This is a genomic window from Microbacterium sp. CGR1, from assembly GCF_001266755.1.
In the GTDB taxonomy this organism is placed as follows: domain Bacteria; phylum Actinomycetota; class Actinomycetes; order Actinomycetales; family Microbacteriaceae; genus Microbacterium.
The window spans coordinates 2,625,396-2,647,029 of record NZ_CP012299.1; the positions used below are offsets into that span (position 1 = coordinate 2,625,396).

The window sequence follows — 21,634 nt, forward strand, 5'->3', positions numbered from 1 at the left end:
CCCCCGATCGAGAGGAGATCTGCGCTGCGGAGGACGAGTCGACGGACAAGCGCCCTCCCGTGTGCGGATCTCCTCCCGAAGATTCAGGCGCGCAGCGAGCTGTCGTGGGTCCGAGAGACGCGCGGCGCGCGATTCACGAAGATGCCCAGGAGGATCATGCCGACGCCGAGTCCGAGGTGCAGCCAGTTGTCGGCGTCATTCACCGGGATGAAGTTGAGCTGGTCATTGCCCACCGCGATGAGGCCGTACAGCCAGACCACGAGGTAGAGCGCGCCGCCGACGATGAGATAGAGGCGAGACGCCCGTGCCCGTGCCGCGAGGGCGATGCCGCCCAGTGCGAACGCGAGGTGCACGAAGTTGTGGAGCACCGATACCTGGAAGACACCCAGCAGGTGGGCTTCTGATCCGGCGCCCGCGCCGTGAAGGTGTTCGGCTGAGTGGGTGAGTCCGGGGATGAAGCCCGCGATCCCGACGAGGAGGAAGACGATGCCCACGATGAGGGCTGTCTTCTGGATCGGGGTTCCTGCATAGCGTTCCGTGCGTGCTGTGTCACTCATGGTGTCCTCCTGGTCGGTGCACTCTGCGGTATGGCAGAGACCGTATCCAGGCCCGCGAGCGACGAAAGAGACTCTTGACTCGTCCGTTCGTCTCGTCGTACTCTTCCGGCCAGCGGTCGGGGGTCAGACGGCGCGCAGGTCGTGCGGGGCGACGTTGAGACGCTCGCACCCGTCGGCGGTCACGACGACGATGTCCTCGATGCGTGCGCCCCATCGGCCGGCGAAGTAGATCCCGGGCTCGATGCTGAACGCCATGCCCTCACGCAGCACGAGATCGTTGCCGGGCGCGATGTAGGGCTCTTCGTGTACCGAGACGCCGATGCCGTGACCCGTGCGGTGCAGGAAGGCCTCGCCGAGCCCCGCCTCGGCGAGTACGGACCGCGCAGCGGCATCGACAGCCTCGGCCGTCGCGCCGGGGCGCACGGCGTCGACAGCGGCCTGCTGAGCGCGGACGAGCACGGCGATGCGATCGGCGGCTTCACTGTCGGGTGTGCCGACCACGTAGGTGCGGGTGCTGTCGGAGTTGTAGCCGCTCGGCACGGCGCCGCCGATGTCGACGACGACGACGTCTCCGTCCTCGATCACGCGGTCGGACACCTCGTGGTGGGGATCCGCGCCGTTGGGTCCCGAGCCGACGATGACGAACTCGACGGTGCGGTGGCCCTCGGCCACGATGGCCTCGGCGATGTCGGCCGCCACCTCGCGCTCGGTGCGCCCCGGCCGCAGCCACTCGGGCACTCGACGATGCACGGCGTCGATCGCGGAGCCGGCACGCCGGAGCTCGGCGACCTCTTCTGCATCCTTGATCATGCGGCCCTCACGCAGCACCGGGGTGGCGAGCTCGACGCGCACGTCGATCCGATCGGAGAGCGGGATCACGTGCAACGCCGGCAGAGCGTCTGAAACTCCCACTCGCGTGACTGCGCCCAGGGCGGCGGCCACGAGGTCGTAGGGATTCTGTCCGTCGACCCAGTCGGAGACGGCGAGGCCGAGCTCACCCACCGCCGTGGTCCTGACCTTCGCCAACTCCATGCGCGGCACGATGACGGTGGGAGCGATGCCGGGTCCGAGCACGAGTGCGGTGAGGCGCTCGATCGTGTCTCCCTCGACGCCGACCAGATACTCCAGATCAGGGCCAGGACCCACCACTATCCCGTCGAGACCGGCGTCAGCGGCAAGCGCTGCTGCGCGGTCGAGTCGAGCGGCGTACACGGAGGCGGGGAACGGCAGTGTGCTCACGGCATCCACGCTACTGCGCCGGCCGTTCCCCGGGAACGGCGACTCAGCTGACGGCGAGGCGGATGCGCTCGGTGAGAACCTTGCGGTTCGCGGCAGAGAGATCGAGCAGCGCGTATGCGGTCGGCCACATCGTGCCGTCGTCGAGGTTCGAGATCGGCTCGAAACCGAACGTGCCGTACCTGACCTTGAACTTGCTGGCCGGCTGGAAGAAGCAGAGCACCTTGCCGTCCTTGCCCCAAGCGGGCATGCCGTAATACGTCCGCGGCATGAGCTCGGGAGCGACCTCGGTCACGAGGTCGTGGAGCGCCTTCGACAGCTCTCGATCGTTGTCATCGGGAAGCTTTGCGATCGCCGCCTCGAGGTCTGCGACACCCTCGGCCCGCACCTCTTCCGGGGTCTTCTTGGCACGAGACCGAGACTTGCGCTTGTCGGCCGCGGCCTCCTTCATCGCCTCGCGCTCTTCGGCACTGAAGTTCTTCTCTTTGTCAGCCATGGCCGACTCCTTTCACTGTGTGATCTGCGATGAATCTCACACTACGGATGCGGCGCACTGCTGTGCTTCTTGATTCGTGATCGATGTCTCGGGGTCGAGCGTGACGAGCCGGACGCCTCTCAAGGTGAGGTTTCGTCCAGGATCGTCACGCGCGTACCCTGGCTGAACCCCGGCCACTATGGTGGACGCATGGATATGCGGGTCGCGGCATACGCGGTCGTCACCGATGACGACGGTCGCATACTTCTCGCGCGCTGGACCGAGGGTCGTCGAGTGGCATGGACGATGCCCGGCGGAGGGCTGGAACCGGGTGAGGCTCCCGAGGACGCCGTGCGGCGTGAGCTGCGCGAGGAGACCGGCTACACGGTCAAGGTCGGCGAGCTGCTGGGCATTCATTCGAGGGTGATCCCGGCGAGCCAGCGGGTGAACCAGTCGGATCAGCCTCTGCACACCCTGCGCATCGTCTACCGGGCGTCGGTGACGGGCGGCAAGCTGACATTCGAGGCCGATGGCTCGACCGACATGGCCGAGTGGTTCCCACTGAAAGCCGTGAAGGAACTGCAGAGGGTCAAGCTGGTCGACATCGCCCTGAGGATGGCCGGCATCCTCTGACTCAGTCGCGGGCCTCTTCGGGCACCGAGATGTCGGCGACTGTGGCACCGTACGCGGCGATGAGGTCATCGGCGTCGACGAAGAGGCTGTAGCCGTGAGCGCCGGCACCCATGGCGATCCGCTGCCCGACGATCGACTCGTCGGCGAAGACCGGCCAGTCCGTGGTGCTGCCGATGGGCACGATTGTTCCGCGCTCGTAGCCGGTCGCCGCGAGGGCGAGATCCGGCTCGGGCAGGCGGAGCTTGTTCACTCCGACGACCGCACGCAGCTTCGGCCACGAGATCGATCTGCCGCCGGGAACCAGCGCGAAGAGATACGTGTCATCCGAACGCTTGACGACGAGCGTCTTGACGATGCCGGAGGGAGGGATGCCGAGCAGCTCAGCCGCCTCGAAGAGACTGCGGGCGGCAGGACGCTCGCGGATCTCGATGTCGAGTCCGCGAGCCGCTGCGGCGTCCCTCACCCGGGCATGGAGATCCCCCGGCTCAGTGGCCGGGGGCTCCGATGTCGAGGTCACGCGTCAGGTGCGGAGAGCGGGTCGTCTGCGACCCAGAGCTCGTCGTCTGCGCGCAGTGCCTGCCACGCGGCGTAGAGAACGCCGGCCGCTGCGGCGACTCCGAGGATCAGGGCGATGACCGAACCGACGCTCGGGCCCTTCGGCTCGGGCTGAGTGGCCTTCCTGACCTTCTTCACGACGCCTTCGCGCTTGGCGTTCGCGACATCCCACGCGGTGAGCGCGGTGCCGACGACTCCGCCGACGATCGGGACGACCTTGTCGTCCACCACGTGGTGACCGAAGCGGACGCCGCGGTCGACGACCGGTGCGACGCGACGGTTGTAGGTGTCCTGGACGACAGGACCGACCTGCTCGCGACCGAAGTGGCCGAGCTGACGTCCGGCTTCACGCGCGACGTCGGCGGCGTGGCCGACGAGGACCTGCTGGTTCTCCCAGAGCTGGTTGGCGTCGTTCTGAAGACGACGCAGCTCCTTCTTCCGCTTGCGGCTGATGCTCACGATGCTCTCCTGTCGATTGGAGTACGGATTCCCCATCTTGCCACGCGACCGTGTATGGGGCGAGGGAATCGCCGAACCCTTGCGTCGGAGGCCGATGAGCGCTAGACGCGGGCCAACTCATGGGAAGCTCTGCGAGAATGGACCCATGGCTCACGCTTCTCATGTCGCAACCCTGCACACCAACCACGGTGACATCGTCATCAACCTCTTCGGCGACCACGCCCCGAAGACGGTCAAGAACTTCGTCGGCCTCGCCGACGGCACCCAGGAGTGGACGCACCCCGCCACCGGCAAGCCGGGCGAGGGTGCTCTCTACAAGGACGTCATCTTCCACCGCATCATCCCGAACTTCATGATCCAGGGCGGCGACCCGCTCGGACAGGGCGTCGGGGGCCCCGGATACAACTTCGACGACGAGATCAACATGGAGCTCAACTTCAACGAGCCCTACATCCTCGCCATGGCCAACGCCGGTCTGCGTCGCAACGCCATCACGGGCAAGGCCGAGGGCACCAACGGCTCGCAGTTCTTCATCACGACCGACCCCACCCCCTGGCTCCAGGGCAAGCACACGATCTTCGGCGAGGTCGCCGATGACGCCTCCAAGGCTGTCGTCGACGCGATCGCCGCTGTGCCGACGGCTGCGGGCGACCGTCCCATCGAGCCGGTCGTGCTGCAGTCGATCGACATCGTCGCGGCCTGACGCCGACGCTGGCCGATCCGGATGACGACGCCTGAGTTCGCGGACAACCGCGACAACTTCTGCTACCGGCATCCGGATCGGCAGAGCTTCGTGCTCTGTCAGCGGTGCCTGCGCACGATCTGCCCCGAATGCCAGACGCAGGCGGCTGTCGGGGTCATCTGCCCCGAGTGCATGGCCGCAGAGCGAAAGAACCGCAGTCCCGCCCAGAAGCGCGCCGAGCGTCGCTGGGGCGGGCGCGGCGCCGCACTCGCCTCGCGTGGCAGCGGCAAGCCCGTCGTCACGTACTCGCTGCTGGCGATCACGTCGTTCATCGGGCTCCTTCAGCTCATCCCGGGAGTGGGCCAGGCGATCACGGGCCAGCTGCTCTTCGCTGCGGGCTATCTGTATCCGGATCTGTCGCTCATGCCGTTCGAACCGTGGCGGCTTCTCACGGCCGTGTTCGTGCATGGCGGTTTCCTGCATCTCGCGCTCAACATGCTCGCGCTGTGGATGCTGGGTCAGAGTCTCGAACCGATGCTCGGCCGAATCCGCTTCCTGTCGCTGTACCTGATCAGCGGGCTCGGTGGTTCCGTCGCCGTCGCATTGCTCGCGCCCGGAACCGCGACGGTGGGCGCCTCCGGTGCGATCTTCGGCCTGATGGCCGCCCTGCTGATCATCGGACGGCACATCGGCGCGAACGTGACCGGCATCCTCGTGATCCTCGGCATCAACTTCGTCGTCGGCTTCGTGTTCTCTCAGAACATCGCCTGGCAGGCGCACCTCGGCGGGGCGATCGTCGGTGCGCTCGTGGCGTTCATCCTCACGAGGACCCGACGGCGTGAGCAGCGGACGCTACAGATCGTGCTGCTCGTTGCCGTCGTCGTCGCGCTCGTCCTGATCGTCGCCCTGTTGGTACCGTTCCTGATCACGACGGTTTACTCCTGATCAGAAGTTGTTAACAGGGTTGTTAACCGATGTGAATAACATCTGTGTAATTCTCCCCATGTTGGGGATAACCTGTGGATAACTAAGAAGAAGGCCCCTCTCGCCAGAGCGAGAGGGGCCTTCTTCGATATCGGTGGGGCCGGCGTCAGCGCCAGCGTGTGGTCATCAGGAAGCCGATCAGGGCGATGCCCAGGCCGATCGCAAGGTTCCAGTTGTCGAGCCCCGGGATCGGGAACTGCATGCCCGAGATGTAGAACACGAGGATCCACACGAGACCGAGGAGCATGAAGCCGACCATCACCGGCTTGAACCACACGGCGTTGGGTGCGGCTTCGCCTTCGCTGCGCGGAGCTTCGGGTTCTTCGGTCTTGCGGTCGCGTGCCATTCCCACAGTGTACCCAAGAGTGTCATATCGCGCGGAAAACCAGGGCCGCAGGGCGGGAGTACAGGTCTGGCGGATAGCATGTCGCCATGACTGCATCCGTCGTCTCGGGGGAGCGACGTGCACACCGCCGTCGCCCCCGGTCGCGCGCGACCTTCACCAGCGTCCTCGGCGAGCTGCTGCTCACGGGCGGAGTGATCGTGCTTCTCTTCGTCGCGTGGCAGATGTGGATCGGCGACATCATCATCGCGGCCCAGAAGAACGAAGAGGGTGCGGCGGTCTCGCAGGAATGGGCGAACGCACCCGCTCCCGAGCTCCCACCGGTCGTCGAGACCGACGACGGAGCGACAGTCTTCGAGTCCGTGATCCCCGCCGCTCCGGCCGACACAGAGCTCCTCGGCCAGATGCACGTGCCGCGCTTCGGTGCCGAGTACAACGTCGGCATCTACGGCGGTACGACCCGCGCGCGCACGCTCGACAAGCTCGGGATCGGCGTCTACACCGACTCGAAGATGCCCGGTGAGGTCGGCAACTTCGCGATGGCCGGCCACCGCACCACCTGGGGCAAGCCCTTCAACCAGCTCGACAAGCTCCAGGTCGGCGACGCGATCGTCGTCGAGACGCCTGACGGATGGTTCACGTACCGCTTCCGGACGCTGGAGTACGTCAAGCCCACGCAGACGGACGTGCTGCTCGATGTGCCGCAGATGCCCGGCGTCGCGACGGGGGAGAAGTACATCACGCTCACCGCCTGTTCGCCGCTGTACTCCCTCGCCGAGCGCATCGTCGCCTACGGCGTGTACGAGAGCTTCCAGCCCCGCGCCGAGGGTCCGCCCGCCGCGCTCACCGATCCACCGCCTCCGCCGGCCGCGCCGTCGATCTAGCCGAACGGAAAGAGACGACCCATGTACGCCGCACTCTGGCGCATCCTCCCCGGCCCGTGGTGGCTGAAGCTCTTCATCCTCCTCGTGCTCGTCGCAGCGGTGCTCTACGGGCTCTTCTGGTACGTCTTCCCCTGGGTGAGCCCGCTGATCACCCCGGGCGAGGTCGACCTCGAATGACCCGCGTGCTCGTCGTGGACAACCACGACAGCTTCGTGCACACGCTCGTGGGGTACCTGCGCGAGCTCGGTGCCGACGTCGCGCTGATCGAGGCGGATACCATCGATGCCGCTGAACTCGCGGTGATGCTGCCGGACTTCGACGCGCTGCTGCTCTCTCCCGGACCGGGCACCCCTGACGATGCCGGCGTCTCCGTCGACGCCGTGCGGCTCGCCGCGAGGATCCGGATGCCACTTCTCGGCGTCTGCCTGGGGCATCAGGTGATCGGCGCCGCGTTCGGCACCACCGTTTCAGAGGCGCCTGAGCTGATGCACGGCATGGTGTCGCCGGTCACGCACGACGGATCAGCGCTCTTCGCCGGCATCCCGTCGCCGTTCGACGCGGGCAGATATCACTCCCTCGCTCTCGCGGAGACCGACCTTCCGGGTGACGTGGCCGTCACAGCGCGCACCGCGAGCGGCACCGTCATGGCACTGGAGCACATCCGTCTGCCCATACTCGGGGTGCAGTTCCACCCCGAGAGCGTGCTGACCGAAGGCGGATACCGTCTGCTCGCCAACTGGCTCGAACTGTGCGGCGACGCACATGCCGTGGCACGCTCAGCGGCACTGCACCCGCTGTCGGGCCCCGACGCTCGTGTGGATCAGCCGGCGGCGACGCAGTAGCGCAGTTCGACCGTCGAGCCGATCGCCACGTCTCCCGGCGCGGCCGACATCGACGACACGGTGGGCGGTTCGGTCGGCGTGCAGTCGATCAGCTCGACCGGACTGGGCGTGAGGCCGATGCGTTCGAGCTCAGCCTGAGCCGCTTCCATCGTCCACCCGGTGACGTCGGTGAGGGTGACCCGGCCGCTCGCGACGACGAGATTCACGATGGTCTGCGGTGCGACCTCGGTGTCGGCCGCCTCGCTGGCCTCCATCACCGTCTCGGCCGCCAGCCCCTTGTCGTTGCGCTGGATGACCGTGCCCAGTTCGAGCCCTGCCGCCGCGAGTGCGTCCTTGGCGGCCGTCAGAGACAGGCCCTCGAGCATCGGGACGACGACCGTCTCCTTGCCGGAGGACACGTAGACCGTCACGGAATCGCCCTCGCTGACGGCGGTGCCGGACGCAGGGTCTGTGCGGGTCACGTTGCCCTCGACGATGTCGTTGCTGGACTCGAGCACCAGCTTCGAGGTGAGATCGAGCTTGCCGAGATCATCCTGGGCGCGCTCGGACGAGACATTGACGAGATCAGGCACCACGCGCGAGCTCGACGGCACGTCGTCCGGGCGCATGCTGAGCGTCCAGACCCAGAACAGCACCGAGGCGAGAAGCACGGCAAGCAGTGCCACACCCGCCCAGATCCACGCGACGGGCGGACCCGACTGCGTGCGAGCCATGGTGGTGTCGGTGCTCAGCTGGCGGAGCGACCGGGCGGTCTCCTGCGCGGCACGCGGATTCGGTCCGTACAGCTCGCTCGTGAGCGCGCCGAGCTCCTTGCGGCTCGGCGCGTGGCCGGAGACCGCCGAGTCGAGCGCAGCGCGGAAGTGCGCGGCATCCGGGTATCGCTGGTAGGGATCCTTGGCCAGCGCGCGCAGGACGATCGGGTCGAGCGCGCCGGGGGAGTCCTCGTTCACCTCGGTCGGAGGGACCGGAGTCTCGCTGACGTGCTGGTAGGCGACGGCCACAGGGGATTCGCCGCGGAACGGCTGACGGCCGGTGAGCAGTTCATAGAGCACGACGCCGGTCGAGTAGAGGTCGGCGCGTGCGTCGACCGGTTCGCCCTTGGCCTGCTCGGGTGAGAAGTATGCCGCGGTGCCGATGATCTGGGTGGTCTCGGCGACCGTCGATGATGAGTCGGACACGGCTCGGGCGATCCCGAAGTCCATGACCTTGACCTGGCCCTTGTCGGTCACCATCACGTTGCCCGGCTTGATGTCGCGGTGCACGACACCCGCACGATGCGAGTAGTCCAGCGCCTCGAGGATGCCGTCGACATAGCGCACGGCATCGTCGACGGGCACCGGGCCCTTGGCGATGATGTCCTTCAGCAGCGTGCCGCTGATCAGCTCCATGATGATGTACGGAGGCTCATCCGTGCTGCTGTCGGTCGTCGAGGGGTCGCCGGCGTCGTAGACGCGGACGATCGACGGGTGCGACATGCGAGAGGCGGACTGGGCCTCGAGACGGAATCGCGTGCGGAACGCGTTGTCGCGAGCCAGTTCAGGGTCGAGGATCTTGATCGCCACCGCACGACCGAGCGTCAGATCGTACCCGCGGTACACCTTCGCCATGCCGCCGTGCCCGATGAGCTCGTCGACGCGATAGCGACCCGCGAGAACGCGTGGCTCTGTCGACACGTAGTGACCCCCTGATACGACCTTGTGGATGCTCCAGCCTACGGCGGGAGCGGGTTATTCGCCTGAGTCTCCGCCGTCTGCGTCGCCTTCATCGGCGCCCGGCGCGGCGGGCAGGATGACGACGCCCGGCATGGCATCCGACTGCTCGGACGGCATGTCGCTGCCGCAGAAGACGCGGAACGTGGCGGTGATCGACTGTCCGGCCGTGCCGGGGACGATCTGCGTCGAGAGCACGCTGGGTCCGAAGCTGCGGATGGACTCGCCGGCGTTGCCGCCGGAGAACGTCGCGTTGGTGAGCGTCACCTCGAACGCCGATCGCGCCGGGGTGCCCGAGGGGCACTCGAAGCTCGGCCAGTTGAGGGTCACGGGCTCGCCCTCGGTGGCGGTGCCGGCGATGGTCGGGGTGCCCGAGGGCTTGCCCACCTTCACCTGCTCCTTGAAGGTCGTCAGCGTGATGGCCGTGCCCTCGGGAACGTTGCCGCCGGGCTGCACGGACTCGACCGTGCCGACCTGGTTCGCGTTGGGAGCGATGGTGTTGCCCACCACGCACTCGGCCTGGAGTCCGGCGTTGGCGGCAGCGGTCTGCGCGGCATCGCACTGCATCCCCACGAGACCGAGAGCATCGACGTCCACGAGCTCGGGCTCGGGCGTCTCGGTCTCGGTCGGTGTCGGCTTCGGGGTCTGCGACACGGTCTCCGACTGGGTCGGCTCGGGATCCGGGTCGCCCTGATTCATCAGGGCGAACACGGTTCCACCGAGCACGATCACGAGCAGTGCGATGAGAGCGATCAGCGGCCACGTCCAGGGGCTGCGCTTCTTCTTCTTCTCGGCTTCCTCCTCGGCCTGCTCGCCGGTGGGCAGCTGGGCCGTCGTGGGGAGGATGCGCGTCGTGCCGTCGTCGCCCGATGCGGTGAGCAGCCGGGTGGCGTCGTCGGAGGCGACACCACCGGTCGCGATGGCCGGCACCGCGATGGCAGCGGAGTTCAGGTCGCCTCGTCGCAGAGCCTGGGCGGCGCGTGCGACGGTCGCCGACGACGACGGGCGGTCGGCGGGCTTCTTGGCGATCATCGCCATGACGAGGTTCTGCACCGGGATCGGCACGGTCGGCGGCAGCGGCGGAGGCTGCTCGTTGATCTGCGCCATCGCGATCGCGACCTGCGACTCACCCGTGAAGGGCCGCTTGCCTGCGAGGCACTCGTAGGCGACGATGCCGAGCGAGTACGTGTCGGTCGCCGGTGACGCCGGGTGCCCCGACGCCTGCTCGGGCGAGAGGTACTGCACGGTGCCCATGACCTGGCCGGTGGCCGTCAGCGGCACCTGGTCGGCGATGCGGGCGATGCCGAAGTCCGTGATCTTGACGCGGCCGTCAGGCGTGATCAGCAGGTTTCCCGGCTTGATGTCACGGTGCACGAGACCTGCCGCATGCGCGGCCTGCAGAGCGGATGCCGTCTGCGCGACGATGTCGAGGGTCTTGTCGGCGCTCAGGGCGCCGTCGCGCTCGAGCACGGTCGAGAGGGCCTCGCCGGGAACGAGCTCCATGACGAGGTAGGCGCTGCCGTTCTCCTCGCCGTAGTCGAAGACGCTCGCGATGCCCTCGTGGTTGACGAGTGCGGCATGGCGCGCCTCAGCGCGGAACCGCTCGAGGAACCCGGGGTCCCCCATGTACTCGTCCTTGAGGATCTTGATGGCCACGGTGCGACCGATGACGTGATCCGTCGCCTCCCACACCTCGCCCATGCCGCCGATCGCAATACGCGACTGCAGCTCGTAGCGACCACCGAACGACACACCCTGCGTCGGTCTCATCTGCCCAGCACCGCCTCTATGACCTTCTTTGCAATCGGAGCGGCGATGGTGTCGCCGGATCCTGACTGCCCTTGTCCACCGCCGTCTTCGACGAGGACCGCTACTGCCACCTCGGGGTCGTCCGCCGGCGCGAAACCGGTGAACCACAACGTGTACGGCTTGTTATCGTTCTCGGTCGTGCCGGTCTTCCCCGCCACATCGACCCCGTCTATTCTTGCACCCTGCGCAGCGCCGTTTGAGACGCTCGCGACCATCGACGCCGTGATCTGATCGGCGATCGTCGCATCGGTCGTCTGACCGAACTGGGTGTCGTCGTACGAACGGATGACCGAGAGGTCGTTGCCGATCACCGTGTCGACCAGACGGGGGTTCATCACGACGCCGTCGTTCGCGATGCCGGCCGCCACCATCGCGATCTGCAGCGGCGTCGCGGTGACCTGTCCCTGGCCGAATCCGGTGAGGGCGGTCTGCGCGTCGTCGAGGGCACGCGGGTAGCTCGACGGAGTCGATTCGAGCGGCGTCGAGAAGCTCCGATTGAAGCCGAACTTCTCCGCCATCTCGCGGATCGCGTCATCGCCGAGCTCGACGGCGAGTTCGGCCATCGGGATGTTGCAGCTCAGGCGGATGGCTTCGGAGATCGTCACGGTGTCTCCGCTGCCGCACGTGCCGCCCCAGGCGTTCGCGACCGTGTTCGTCGAGCCGGGCAGCTGGTAGCGGGCCGGGTTCGGGAGCGTCGAGTCGGGCGTCCAGTTGCCCGACGCATAGGCCGCGGCCGCCACGACGAGCTTGAACGTCGAGCCGGGAGGGTTGAGGTCGCCGGCGATCGCCCGGTTCGAGAGGGGCTTCGTGGGGTCTTCGTCGAGCTGGTCGTAGGTCGCGTTCGCGGCATCCGCGTCGTGCGTCGCGAGCTGGTTGGTGTCGAACCCGGGGGTCGACACCAGTGCGAGGATGCGCCCGGTCTTCGGCTCGATAGCGACGACCGCGCCGTTGAGGCCCTGCAGAGCGTCGTATGCGGCGCGCTGCGCGGCTGTGTCCAGAGTCAGCTCGACGCTGAATCCGCTCTGGGGCTGACCCGAGAGGATCCGCTCGATCTCGGCGAAGAAGGCGCTCGATCCCGTTCCCGACAGGTCGGCGTTCATCGCCCGCTCGATGCCGGTCGCCGACTGCAGCGCCGGGTTGAAGTACCCGGTGACAGGGGCCCACATCGCGGCATCCGTGTAGACGCGCTGGAACTGGTAGCGGTCGTCCGAGGGGGTCGAGGAGGCGATCGCGACGTCGTCGACGATGATCGACCCGCGCTGGATCTCGTAGCTGTCGAGGAGCGTGCGCCTGTTGTTCGGGTTCTGCCCGAGGGCGTCGGCCTCGACGACCTGGATCCAGCTGGTCGCGGCGAACAGCGACAGGAACATGAACAGCATCACGATGCTGAGACGGCGGAGTTCTTTGGTCATGTCAGCCGATCACCGCCCGGGGTTGGCTGCGGACGCCGTCGGAGATGCGCAGCAGGATGGCCACGATCAGCCAGTTGGCGATGAGCGAGGATCCACCGGCGGCGAGGAACGGCGTGGTCAGACCGGTCAGCGGGATGACCCTCGTCACGCCGCCGACCATGATGAACACCTGCAGCGCGATGGTGAACGAGAGGCCGATGGCGAGCAGCTTGCCGAAGTCGTCCTGACCCGCCAGTCCGATGCGCACGCCACGGCTCACGAAGACCATGTAGAGGCAGAGGATCGCGAACAGCCCGATCAGGCCGATCTCCTCGCCGAGGCTCGTGATGATGTAGTCGCTGTGGGCGAGGGGCGTGACGTCGGGGCGTCCCTGACCCCAGCCCGTGCCGAGAAGGCCGCCGTGCGCCAGCCCGAACAGGCCCTGCATGGGCTGGAAGCCGGCGCCGTCGGGGTCGACCTTCTCGGGGTCGAAGAGGAACAGCCAGTTGACGAAGCGGCCCTGCACGTAGCTGAGGATCTGTGTCGCCACCGCGACACCCGCAGCCACGAGGGCGAGGCCGATGAGCACCCAGCTCGTCTTGCCGGTCGCGACGTAGAGCATTGCGACGAACATGCCGAAGATCAGGGTTCCGGTTCCGAGGTCGCGCTGGATGACGATGATGCCGAGCGAGATCGCCCACACCACCAGAACCGGTCCGAGCTCGCGCATGCGCGGCCACATGATGCCGAGGAACTTCGTGCCGACAGACGTCAGGCTCTCCCGCGTGCGCACGAGATAGCCCGCGAAGAAGATCGCGAGGCAGATCTTGGCGAGCTCGCCGGGCTGGAAGGCGAACATGCCGCCGAGCGACACCCAGACCTGGGCGTTCGCATCGGGGATGCGCAGGCCCGGGACGAAGGGGAGCAGCAGGAGCAGGATGCCGGAGAGGCCGAAGATGTAGGTGTAGCGGAACAGCACCCGGTAGTTGCGCAGCAGGATCACGCACGCGATCGCCCCGGCGAGGGAGATGCCCGTCCACGCGAGCTGCTTCGTCGAGTAGGCGTCCCACCCCGTGAGGGACTTCGCGATGTCGATGCGATAGATCATCGCGATGCCGAGGCCGGTCAGCAGCGTGGCGATCGGCAGCAGGAACGGGTCGGCGGCCGACGCGACGGCACGCAGCACGAAGTGCACGGCGAAGGCCAGAACGGCGAGGCCACCGCCGATCGCCAGGATCATGGGGTCGATCAGACCCAGAGCACCGAGCTGCACGAGCGTGAGAGCGCCGCCACTGAGAGCGACGGCGAAGAGCAGCAGCCAGAACTCGCGGTTGCGCTGCGTCTGCGGCATCCGCATTCTCTTGAGGGCCTTGATGACGCTGGTGTCGGCCGTGACGTCGGCGGTCATCCTGCGTCCTCCGTCGGCGTCGCGGTGGGCAGGGGAGTGGGCAGCGGGGTCTCGCCGATCACGCGGTCGGCGCCGGCCTGGAGTCGCGCGACGATGGCCTCGGCATCCGAGAACGACCGCGCCGTGATCGTGCGCTCCACGGAGTCACGCTGGTACGGCGGAAGGTTGGCGAGCAGGATGTCGGTGTCGCGGAGCGGCGTCGACAGGGTGATCGGGCCGATGTTCTGCTGCACGCCCTGGTAGATCACGACACTGTCGTCGTCGGCGCCGACGAAGTAGCGCGTCTGCGTCCAGCTGTAGGCGGCGAAGGCGGCGAACACGAGCATCGCGACGACCACCAGCATCCCGGCGATCCATCCGAGACGGCGGCGCTTGGCGCGTCGACGGTCCTCTTCGATCAGCTCTTCGAGGTATTCGGGGGCCGGCTCGAAGTGGCTGGGCTCGTTCGCGGCCTGGCGTACCGGGTGCAGCCAGTTGCCGCGGGGCGCGCGCACCGGAGGAACGGTCACGTTGGCGGGGTTCGATGCCGAGCCGACGATCGTCGCCGTGCCGGAGTGCATCGCGTGCTGACCGCCGACCTCGACGAGGACGATCGTCACGTTGTCGGGGGCTCCGCCGTCGAGCGCCTGCTTGAGCAGGTTGTCGGCCGTGCGGCCAGGCGCCATCCCCATGCGCATCGCCTTGAGGATGTGCGCCTCGTCGACGACGCCCGAGAGGCCGTCGGAGCACAGCAGCCAGCGGTCGCCCGGCTGGGTGTGCATCACGAACATGTCGAGCTCGGGATCGGCGTCCATGTCGCTCAGCACGCGCATGAGCACCGAGCGACGCGGGTGGTATCGCGCCTCTTCGGGGGTGATGCGGCCCGAGTCGACGAGTCGCTGCACGAAGGTGTGGTCGGCCGTGATCTGCGTCACCGCGTCGTCGCGGTAGAGGTAGATGCGCGAGTCGCCGATGTGGCCGATGACCGCGTAGTCGTCGACCATGATGACGGCGCTGAGCGTGGTGCCGAGGCCGGCGAGTTCGGGGCGGTCCTTGGCGGCGCGGATCAGATCGCCGGCCGCGGTGGTCGCGGCGGCCTGCAGTGAGGCCTGTGCGTCGTCGACAGACGAGTACGGCTGGTCGAGCGGCTCCATCCGGTGGATCGCGATGCTCGAGGCGACGTCACCGCCGGCGTGACCGCCCATGCCGTCGGCGACGACGAAGAGATTCGCCCCGGAGTACCCGGAATCCTGGTTGTTGGAGCGGACCTTCCCGGTGTGGGAGATCGCGGCGCTCGAGCCTTCGAAGACCATGCCGGGGTCAGGCTCGCAGCTCGAAGGTCGTGGCGCCCACCTTGATGGGGGTGCCGAGGGCGAGGGCGACGGGACCGCCGGTCACGCGCTGGCCGGCGACGAAGGTGCCGTTGGTCGAGTCGAGGTCCTGGATGGCCCAGCTGTCGCCGCGGAGCATCAGACGTGCGTGGTGACTGGACGTGTAGTCGTCGCGGATCACGAGGGCGGATTCGCTGGAGCGTCCGATCGTCAACGTCTCGTTGCCGAGGGGGAGCTCGAGCCCCGCCTTCGGACCGGAGGTGATGACGAGCCGCTTGGCCGTCGCGACCGTGGCGGGACCGGTGCTGGGCTTCGACGACGCGGGGCGGGAGGCCGGGGCGGATGCGGGCGACTGCGTCGGAGCAGGCGTCGCCGCGGCGACCTCGGCCGGGAGTTTGCGGACCTTCATGCCGAACAGATCGGCGCGCAGCGAGTAGACGACGCCGAACACGAAGAACCACAGCAGCAGCAGGAAGCCCACGCGCAGCAGCAGCAGGACGAGTTCACTGGGTGTGCTCACGAGATGGCCCCGAACGCGCGGGTCGCGTCGTCGTCGCGCGGCCGGGGCGGGCGCGACGGGGTGGCGACGGGAACGATGCGGAACACCAGGTCGGTGCGTCCGATGGTCAGGGTGGTGTCGGAGGGAAGGGCGGCTTCGCGCACCTTCTGGCCGTCGACCTTGGTGCCGTTCGTCGAGCCGAGATCGCGCATCATGGCGCGCTCTCCGTCCCAGAGGACCTCGACGTGCTTACGGCTGGATCCGGCGTCGGCGATCGTGATGTCGGCATCCGTTCCGCGGCCGATGACGGTGCGTGCGCGGGTGAGCGAGTGGCGACGGCCGTCGACGTCGATCACGGCCTGCCACTCGACGCGGCCCTCGACGGTTCCGGAGCTGACGTTGACCGTGCCGGTCGCGATCTTGTCGTCACCCTCGAGCGAGATCGAGAGCGGGCCGGAGAAGCTGTAACCCTGCGACTTCGCGTGCTTGGTGAGAAGCGCGTGCAGTTCGTCGGTGAGGGCTCCACCGAGCCCCTGCATGCGCTCGGCGTCGTCGGTGCTGAGGCGCACGACGAAGTTATTGGGCGCGATGATGCGGTCCCTGCTCACCACAGCCGCTTTGGTGTCCGCTTCGCGCCGAAGGGCGGAAGCGATCTCCACGGGCTGGATGCCGCTGCGGAAGGTCTTCGCGAAGGCGCTGTTCACAGCGCGCTCGAGACCCTTCTCAAAGCTGTCAAGTAGTCCCACTGGGCTCCTCTGGCATGCCGACCGGTAGGCACATCGTAGCGAGGTGTGCTGGGTGAACGCCCTCGCGAGGCGGGAAAACGCCGAGATTCCGGGGGAGTGGGGGAGTGGGATGCGCCGGATGCAGGAGCTCGGCACGTCTGCAGGACCGAAGAACATCCTCTCGTCCGGCATCCGTGCCCGACTCCTGCAGACCGCGGCGACGCCGGTTTCATCGATGGGCGAAACGCGTGATATCTTTGGGAAGTTGAGTTCTTCGGAGCCCGACATACTCGCGCGAGTGGCGGAATGGTAGACGCGCTGGCTTCAGGTGCCAGTGTCCTTATGGACGTGGGGGTTCAAGTCCCCCCTCGCGCACAGCGAGCAGTGAATGAGAGACAGGCCCGGTTCCTTTCGAGGAAGCCGGGTCTTTCTCATGCATCGGCAGAGGTGTCGGCGGGGCCTCAGCCTCGGATCGACCGCCGAGCGGCTTCGAAGCGCACCCAGTCGTGGTCGGATGCCGGCGTCAGCTCCCACTCCTCGACGGGGCCGCTCTCCCATGCCGTCGCTGCCACTGCACCACCGGCATCGGTGAGATCCGTCACTACGGCGGCATCGAGCCGGCCTCCGGCGAGCAGCTTGTCCTGCGACGCCTTCTTCACCCGACCCCACCACTCAGGCTCAGGTGTCGCGGTGAGCACCTCGCCCTTCTTCAGGACGGCGGCGACGGCGTCGGTGCCACTGTCGGCGGAGTCGTCGATGACGAGAACGGGCGGGCGCTTCACGCCCAACGCCGCCATCACGGCCTCGCCGAGGGAGTCGTAGGCGCCGGTGCTCGCACGCCGGCCGTCGAGGGTGTGCTCGATGTGGAAGCTCATGGATGAAGGCTACTCACGGTGTGCGGCCGACGCGCCGAAACTCCTCGCTTATTTTGAATGACTAAAAATAAGATACGGTGGGGAGACGACGTGGTGCCGGGGTTGCAGCCCCGGCACCACTGTCCGTGAGACACCACCATCCCTGACTGAGGAGGCTCGCATGAGTCACGAACACGCCCCAGAGTACCCACGCCAGACGCCCTCCATGGAGAAGTCCCTCGGACGGGAGGGGCGCGAGCGCATCATCCGCCAGGCGCTCGAGCGCATCGACGGGGCGCCCGCGCCGACGGTCGACATGATGCAGGCGGCGATGGGGACGGAGTCACAGATCCGCCTCGTGCACGACGTCATCCGCGCCTACCTCGACGAGCACCGGTTCACCGACACGAAGGACTGGGCTCAGAGCCTTCGCGAACGATCGTCGCGCAGCGATCAGAAGGCGGAGGCGGTCTGAGATGCGAATCGACTCGATCACGCCTCTCTCCCTGTCTGCTTTCGCACAGCACGAGGCCGTCCAGCGCATCACACCCGCTGACCTGCTCGCCACTCCTCCTCGACTGACCGACTCGGGTCGTTTCGTCGGGCGGGTGGACTCGGGTGGTCTCGGCAGCCCGCGCTACTTCGTCGGGGAGTACCGCGACGGGGCGATGCCGAGCGCGCTCGTCCTCGAGTACGGCGCCTCGTCCGCCGGCGACGGGCGAGCGACCCGGGTGTGGAGCCTGGCCGATCGGCGGGGCACCACGCCCGACTACCGCCTCATCCACGACGACTCCTCCCGGGGGTATGTCACGGTGTGAGCGACCGGGCTCACAGCACCCTCGCAGGACTCGCCGCCTCCACGTGTTGGCTCTCTGGCCCCACTCGTGATGGTGTGAGCAGGTGAGATCGCCAGCTTCCCCCCACAGCGACGACCAGAACGACGTCACGTCAGGCTCCGAACCCGCGTCTCGACCACGTCGTCGGCGCGGTCGAGTGATCGGCTGGATCAGCGTCGCCGTCGTGGCCGCCCTGGTCGCCGTGGGCGCCATCGCCTACGGGCAGCTGCAGGGCAACGTCACCACGGCGCCCATCCGCTCGGACGACGGTGAGAGCGAGCCCGAGCTCGCGACGGGCGATCTGAACATCCTGCTGCTCGGGTCCGATTCCCGGGCGCTCGAGTCCGAGGGCTTCGGCGAAGACGACGGCACCGAGCGCAGCGACGCGATGGTGGTCGCTCACATCTCGAGTGACAACACCCGCATCGACGCCGTGCAGCTTCCGCGCGACACCGTCGGCGACCTGCCGGCGTGCGACGACAACGGGCGCGGGTCGTACGGCGGCGGCTGGGGGATGCTGAACTCGGCACTGCAGTACGGCCCGGCCTGCTCCGTCGCGGCGGTCGAGCAGCTGACCGGTCTCGCGATAGACCACTTCGTGCAGATGGACTTCGAGGGGTTCATCGGCATGGTCGACGCGATGGGCGGCATCGACGTGTGCCTGCCGGAGCCGCTGCGGGACGGGCACGCACGCCTCGACCTGCCCGCCGGCCCCCAGTCGATCAACGGCGACCAGGCACTCGCACTCGCTCGCACGCGCCATGCGCTCGCCCAGGAGAGCGACATCGCCCGCCTCGGGCACCAGCAGATGGTGCTCTCGGCGATCGTGCAGAAGGCCACCAAGTCCGCCGTGCTCGTGCGCCCCGACCGGCTCTACGCGTTCCTCGATGCCGTGACGTCGTCGATGACCGTCGACCCCGGTCTCGGAGCCCTGACCGATCTCGCCGGCCTCGCCGCGCGGGTCGCGAATGTTCCGCTCAGCAGCGTCACATTCCTCACCATGCCGACGACCGAGGCCCCGGAGGACCCCAATCGCGTCGTGCCGACCGCGGACGCCGACGTCATCTTCCGGGCGCTGATCGACGACGTGCCGATCGTGCTCACCACCGACGAGGTGCAGCCCGAGGCGCCGGTGCGCACCGCGCCCGTGCAGATCCTCAACGGTGCCGGTGTCAGCGGTCTGGCGTCCCGCGTCTCCGATGACGCGACGGGCTACGGATACACCGTCGCTGGCATCGCCAATGCCGACCCGGTCGACCTCACGACCATCACGGCCGCAGACACCCCTGACGCCCAGCAGACGGCGCAGGCGCTCGCCGCAGAGCTCGGCATCCAGGTCGTCGTCCAGGTCGGAGACGTCGACGGCGTGCAGCTGCTGCTCGGCGCCGACTACGAAGCACTTACCTCGCAGCCCCGCGCCACCCCGGTGCCACCGCGGCCGGTGGATGCGGTGAACCGCAGCGCCGACACCGACCTCTGCGCCGCCTGAGGCGCACCCATCACGCCTCCGTGGCGTGCGCGGTGTACGACGACTTTCCATATTGGCAAGTGGGCCGGGTCACCGAACAGGACCGGCAGACTGGAGAGGACTTCCTTCCTCTTCGTCAGGAGACGCAATGCCGGAACAGCCTCGCCGAACCCCCAGCCAAGCCGTGCTCAGTGTGCAGCAGGTCGAGCAGGTCAGCCCCGACCTCGTGCGCATCACGGCCGGAGGCGACGGGTACGAGGCCTTCACCGACAACGTCTACACCGACAAGTACGTCAAGATCCTGTTCGCCGAGCCTCGCCACGGGCTCACCCCTCCCTACGATCTCGCTCAGCTGCGGGAGTACAGCCCCGAGAAGCTGCCCACTCCGCGCACATACACGGTGCGAGCAGCGGATGCCGAGCGCCAGCGTCTCGTCATCGACTTCGTCGTGCATGGCGATGAGGGTGTCGCCGGTCCGTGGGCTCGACGTGCACAGGTCGGGGACACGCTGGTCGTCAGCGGCGCGGGCGGCGGCTACCTGCCCGAGCCCGGAGCGCCGTGGCATCTGCTCATCGGCGATCACACCGCCCTCCCGGCGATCTCGTCAGCCGTCGAGGCGATGGACTCGGATGCCGTCGGGCACGTCATCCTCACCGTCGCCGACCCCGCCGATCGCATCCTTCCCGATGCTCCGTCGGGAGTGACAGTGCGATGGACTGAGTCCGATGACGAGCTGCTGGCCGTCCTCGCAGAGCTGGCCTGGTCGGACGGGCACCCCGGTGTGTTCGCGCACGGGGAGCGCGGAACGATCAAGGCCGTTCGGGCCCTGCTGAAGCAGCGCGAGGTGCCCAGAGAGTCGTTGTCGATCTCCGCCTACTGGGCGAGAGGCCGCGCGGAAGACCAGTTCCAGGCCGAGAAGCGGGAGCCCATCGGTCAGATCGAGTAGGCGCCGAAGCGCGGTCAGAAGCCCTCGGGATCCCGCGGCGTGTAGGCACCCTCCAGCTCGGCGAGCTCGGCGGCCTCGAGTCGGATGCTGACGGCTGCGACGGCATCGTCGATGTGAGCGGCTTTGGTCGCGCCGACGATCGGGGCGGTCACCGCCGACTGCTGCGCGACCCACGCGAGTGCGATCTGCGCCCGGGAGACGCCGCGTCCCTCGGCGACGCGAGCCACCGCATCCACGATCGCCCGATTCGACTCCTCTTCGCGGTGGTAGAGCGTCGCGCCGAAGGCATCGGTCGCCGTGCGCGTGGTCGTCTCATCCCAGTCCCGCGTCAGCTTGCCACGCGCCAGCGGAGACCAGGGCAGCACGCCGACGCCCGAGTCGAGGCAGAACGGATGCATCTCCCGCTCCTCCTCGCGCTGCAGCAGGTTGTACTGATCCTGCATCGAGACGAAGCGCGTCCAGCCGTTCTGCGCAGCGACACCCTGGGCCTTGGCGAACTGCCACGCCCACATCGATGATGCGCCGATGTAGCGAGCCTTGCCCGAGCGGACGACGTCGTGCAGCGCCTCCATGGTCTCTTCGATCGGCGTCTCGGGGTCCCACCGGTGGATCTGGTAAAGATCGACATACTCGGTGCCGAGGCGCGTCAAGCTCGCGTCGATGCCCGACAGGATGTGCCCGCGGCTGAGCCCGGCCTGATTCGCGCCCGGGCCCATGCGCCCGTGCACCTTCGTCGCGAGCACGATCTCGTCGCGGCGCGCGAAGTCCTTGAGTGCACGGCCGACGAATTCCTCGCTCGTGCCGTCGGAGTACACGTCGGCGGTGTCGAACGTCGTGATTCCTGCCTCGAGAGCCTGCGCGATCAGCGGGCGGCTCGCTTCCTCATCGAGCGACCATCCGTGTGCGCCGCGGTCCGGTGCGCCGAAGCTCATGCATCCGAGCGCCACCTTCGAGATCTTCACTCCGGAACGGCCGAGCCTGACGCTGTCTGCTGTGTCGAGCATCCGAGATCTCCCTCGAGTCGTGGTC

Annotated in this window: 25 protein-coding genes and 1 tRNA gene; 11 read left to right on the forward strand and 15 right to left on the reverse strand. The window is 67.7% G+C overall.

Annotated features, from left to right (window positions below; genetic code table 11):
- Nucleotides 1–83: 83 nt before the first annotated feature.
- The 3 genes from AKG07_RS12700 to AKG07_RS12710 all read right to left on the reverse strand — a co-directional run bounded on the left by AKG07_RS12700 (nt 84) and on the right by AKG07_RS12710 (nt 2,289).
- Nucleotides 84–557, reverse strand: a complete 474-nt coding sequence (locus tag AKG07_RS12700) for a DUF4383 domain-containing protein (RefSeq protein ID WP_053098252.1) — start codon at nt 555–557, stop codon at nt 84–86.
- A gap of 123 nt (nt 558–680) precedes the next feature.
- Nucleotides 681–1,796 (reverse strand): M24 family metallopeptidase, encoded by a 1,116-nt coding sequence (locus tag AKG07_RS12705; protein ID WP_082298062.1) that lies wholly within the window; start codon nt 1,794–1,796, stop codon nt 681–683.
- Nucleotides 1,797–1,839: 43 nt separating this feature from the next.
- A complete protein-coding gene (locus tag AKG07_RS12710) occupies nt 1,840–2,289 on the reverse strand; it encodes a DUF1801 domain-containing protein (protein WP_053098256.1) in 450 nt (149 codons plus the stop codon).
- Nucleotides 2,290–2,478: 189 nt separating this feature from the next.
- On the opposite strand from AKG07_RS12710, the gene AKG07_RS12715 reads away from it, so the two are divergent.
- Complete coding sequence (locus AKG07_RS12715; RefSeq protein ID WP_053098257.1) at nt 2,479–2,901, forward strand: NUDIX hydrolase; 423 nt, start codon at nt 2,479–2,481, stop codon at nt 2,899–2,901.
- A 1-nt stretch (nt 2,902) separates the two neighbouring features.
- Here the strand turns inward: AKG07_RS12715 and AKG07_RS12720 are convergent, their stop codons facing one another.
- Nucleotides 2,903–3,364 (reverse strand): aminoacyl-tRNA deacylase, encoded by a 462-nt coding sequence (locus tag AKG07_RS12720; protein WP_053098258.1) that lies wholly within the window; start codon nt 3,362–3,364, stop codon nt 2,903–2,905.
- Nucleotides 3,365–3,414: 50 nt separating this feature from the next.
- Nucleotides 3,415–3,915, reverse strand: a complete 501-nt coding sequence (locus AKG07_RS12725; RefSeq protein ID WP_053098260.1) for a hypothetical protein — start codon at nt 3,913–3,915, stop codon at nt 3,415–3,417.
- Between the two features lie 145 nt (nt 3,916–4,060).
- Between AKG07_RS12725 and AKG07_RS12730 the strand changes: the two genes are divergently transcribed.
- Together AKG07_RS12730 and AKG07_RS12735 are read left to right on the forward strand one after the other, a co-directional pair.
- Nucleotides 4,061–4,618 carry a peptidylprolyl isomerase gene (locus tag AKG07_RS12730; RefSeq protein ID WP_053098262.1) on the forward strand — a complete coding sequence of 186 codons (558 nt, stop codon included), beginning with the start codon at nt 4,061–4,063 and terminating at the stop codon, nt 4,616–4,618.
- Nucleotides 4,619–4,639: 21 nt separating this feature from the next.
- Complete coding sequence (locus tag AKG07_RS12735) at nt 4,640–5,542, forward strand: rhomboid family intramembrane serine protease (RefSeq protein ID WP_053098263.1); 903 nt, start codon at nt 4,640–4,642, stop codon at nt 5,540–5,542.
- Nucleotides 5,543–5,687: 145 nt separating this feature from the next.
- Here the strand turns inward: AKG07_RS12735 and AKG07_RS12740 are convergent, their stop codons facing one another.
- Nucleotides 5,688–5,927, reverse strand: a complete 240-nt coding sequence (locus AKG07_RS12740) for a cell division protein CrgA (protein ID WP_042541028.1) — start codon at nt 5,925–5,927, stop codon at nt 5,688–5,690.
- An 86-nt stretch (nt 5,928–6,013) separates the two neighbouring features.
- On the opposite strand from AKG07_RS12740, the gene AKG07_RS12745 reads away from it, so the two are divergent.
- Genes AKG07_RS12745 through AKG07_RS12750 form a run of 3 tightly spaced genes read left to right on the forward strand, consistent with a single transcriptional unit; the run spans nt 6,014 to nt 7,650 of the window.
- Complete coding sequence (locus tag AKG07_RS12745) at nt 6,014–6,808, forward strand: class E sortase (protein WP_053098264.1); 795 nt, start codon at nt 6,014–6,016, stop codon at nt 6,806–6,808.
- Between the two features lie 21 nt (nt 6,809–6,829).
- Nucleotides 6,830–6,985, forward strand: coding sequence for a hypothetical protein (locus tag AKG07_RS17900; protein WP_167947501.1), 156 nt, complete (start codon nt 6,830–6,832; stop codon nt 6,983–6,985).
- Nucleotides 6,982–7,650 (forward strand): anthranilate synthase component II, encoded by a 669-nt coding sequence (locus AKG07_RS12750; RefSeq protein WP_053098266.1) that lies wholly within the window; start codon nt 6,982–6,984, stop codon nt 7,648–7,650. The genes AKG07_RS17900 and AKG07_RS12750 overlap by 4 nt, the downstream gene beginning before the upstream one ends.
- Here AKG07_RS12750 and pknB read toward each other — a convergent pair.
- From pknB to AKG07_RS12785, 7 genes are read right to left on the reverse strand one after another with little or no spacing between them, the layout of a single operon-like run.
- Nucleotides 7,629–9,323: a Stk1 family PASTA domain-containing Ser/Thr kinase gene (gene pknB, locus AKG07_RS12755; RefSeq protein WP_053098267.1), complete on the reverse strand. Its 1,695-nt coding sequence runs from the start codon at nt 9,321–9,323 to the stop codon at nt 7,629–7,631. The two genes, AKG07_RS12750 and pknB, sit on opposite strands and share 22 nt — an antisense overlap.
- Nucleotides 9,324–9,377: 54 nt before the next feature.
- Complete coding sequence (locus AKG07_RS12760; RefSeq protein WP_053098268.1) at nt 9,378–11,129, reverse strand: serine/threonine-protein kinase; 1,752 nt, start codon at nt 11,127–11,129, stop codon at nt 9,378–9,380.
- The gene (locus AKG07_RS12765; protein ID WP_053098269.1) at nt 11,126–12,580 is read right to left on the reverse strand and encodes a peptidoglycan D,D-transpeptidase FtsI family protein; all 1,455 of its coding nucleotides are present in this window, start codon (nt 12,578–12,580) and stop codon (nt 11,126–11,128) included. The genes AKG07_RS12760 and AKG07_RS12765 overlap by 4 nt, the downstream gene beginning before the upstream one ends.
- 1 nt (nt 12,581) lies before the next feature.
- Nucleotides 12,582–13,967 (reverse strand): FtsW/RodA/SpoVE family cell cycle protein, encoded by a 1,386-nt coding sequence (locus AKG07_RS12770; protein ID WP_053098270.1) that lies wholly within the window; start codon nt 13,965–13,967, stop codon nt 12,582–12,584.
- On the reverse strand, nt 13,964–15,259 hold the full coding sequence (locus tag AKG07_RS12775; RefSeq protein WP_053098271.1) for a PP2C family protein-serine/threonine phosphatase: 1,296 nt from the start codon (nt 15,257–15,259) through the stop codon (nt 13,964–13,966). Before AKG07_RS12775 ends, AKG07_RS12770 begins: the two co-directional genes overlap by 4 nt.
- 7 nt (nt 15,260–15,266) lie before the next feature.
- The gene (locus tag AKG07_RS12780) at nt 15,267–15,797 is read right to left on the reverse strand and encodes an FHA domain-containing protein FhaB/FipA (protein ID WP_053098272.1); all 531 of its coding nucleotides are present in this window, start codon (nt 15,795–15,797) and stop codon (nt 15,267–15,269) included.
- Nucleotides 15,794–16,522, reverse strand: coding sequence for an FhaA domain-containing protein (locus AKG07_RS12785; RefSeq protein ID WP_053098273.1), 729 nt, complete (start codon nt 16,520–16,522; stop codon nt 15,794–15,796). Before AKG07_RS12785 ends, AKG07_RS12780 begins: the two co-directional genes overlap by 4 nt.
- A 271-nt stretch (nt 16,523–16,793) precedes the next feature.
- Here AKG07_RS12785 and AKG07_RS12790 point away from each other — a divergent pair.
- A tRNA-Leu gene (locus AKG07_RS12790) sits at nt 16,794–16,876 on the forward strand.
- Between the two features lie 86 nt (nt 16,877–16,962).
- Here the strand turns inward: AKG07_RS12790 and AKG07_RS12795 are convergent.
- Nucleotides 16,963–17,376, reverse strand: coding sequence for a hypothetical protein (locus tag AKG07_RS12795; RefSeq protein ID WP_053098274.1), 414 nt, complete (start codon nt 17,374–17,376; stop codon nt 16,963–16,965).
- Between the two features lie 160 nt (nt 17,377–17,536).
- On the opposite strand from AKG07_RS12795, the gene AKG07_RS12800 reads away from it, so the two are divergent.
- From AKG07_RS12800 to AKG07_RS12815, 4 genes are all read left to right on the forward strand, one after another.
- Nucleotides 17,537–17,830, forward strand: a complete 294-nt coding sequence (locus tag AKG07_RS12800; RefSeq protein WP_053098275.1) for a hypothetical protein — start codon at nt 17,537–17,539, stop codon at nt 17,828–17,830.
- A gap of 1 nt (nt 17,831) precedes the next feature.
- Entirely contained in the window at nt 17,832–18,173 is a 342-nt protein-coding gene (locus tag AKG07_RS12805; protein WP_053098276.1) for a hypothetical protein, read from the forward strand.
- Between the two features lie 82 nt (nt 18,174–18,255).
- Nucleotides 18,256–19,680 carry an LCP family protein gene (locus AKG07_RS12810; RefSeq protein ID WP_233277267.1) on the forward strand — a complete coding sequence of 475 codons (1,425 nt, stop codon included), beginning with the start codon at nt 18,256–18,258 and terminating at the stop codon, nt 19,678–19,680.
- A gap of 127 nt (nt 19,681–19,807) precedes the next feature.
- Complete coding sequence (locus AKG07_RS12815) at nt 19,808–20,605, forward strand: siderophore-interacting protein (RefSeq protein WP_053098277.1); 798 nt, start codon at nt 19,808–19,810, stop codon at nt 20,603–20,605.
- 14 nt (nt 20,606–20,619) lie between these two features.
- On the opposite strand, the gene AKG07_RS12820 is transcribed toward AKG07_RS12815, so the two are convergent.
- Nucleotides 20,620–21,609 (reverse strand): aldo/keto reductase, encoded by a 990-nt coding sequence (locus tag AKG07_RS12820; RefSeq protein WP_053098278.1) that lies wholly within the window; start codon nt 21,607–21,609, stop codon nt 20,620–20,622.
- Nucleotides 21,610–21,634: the final 25 nt, after the last annotated feature.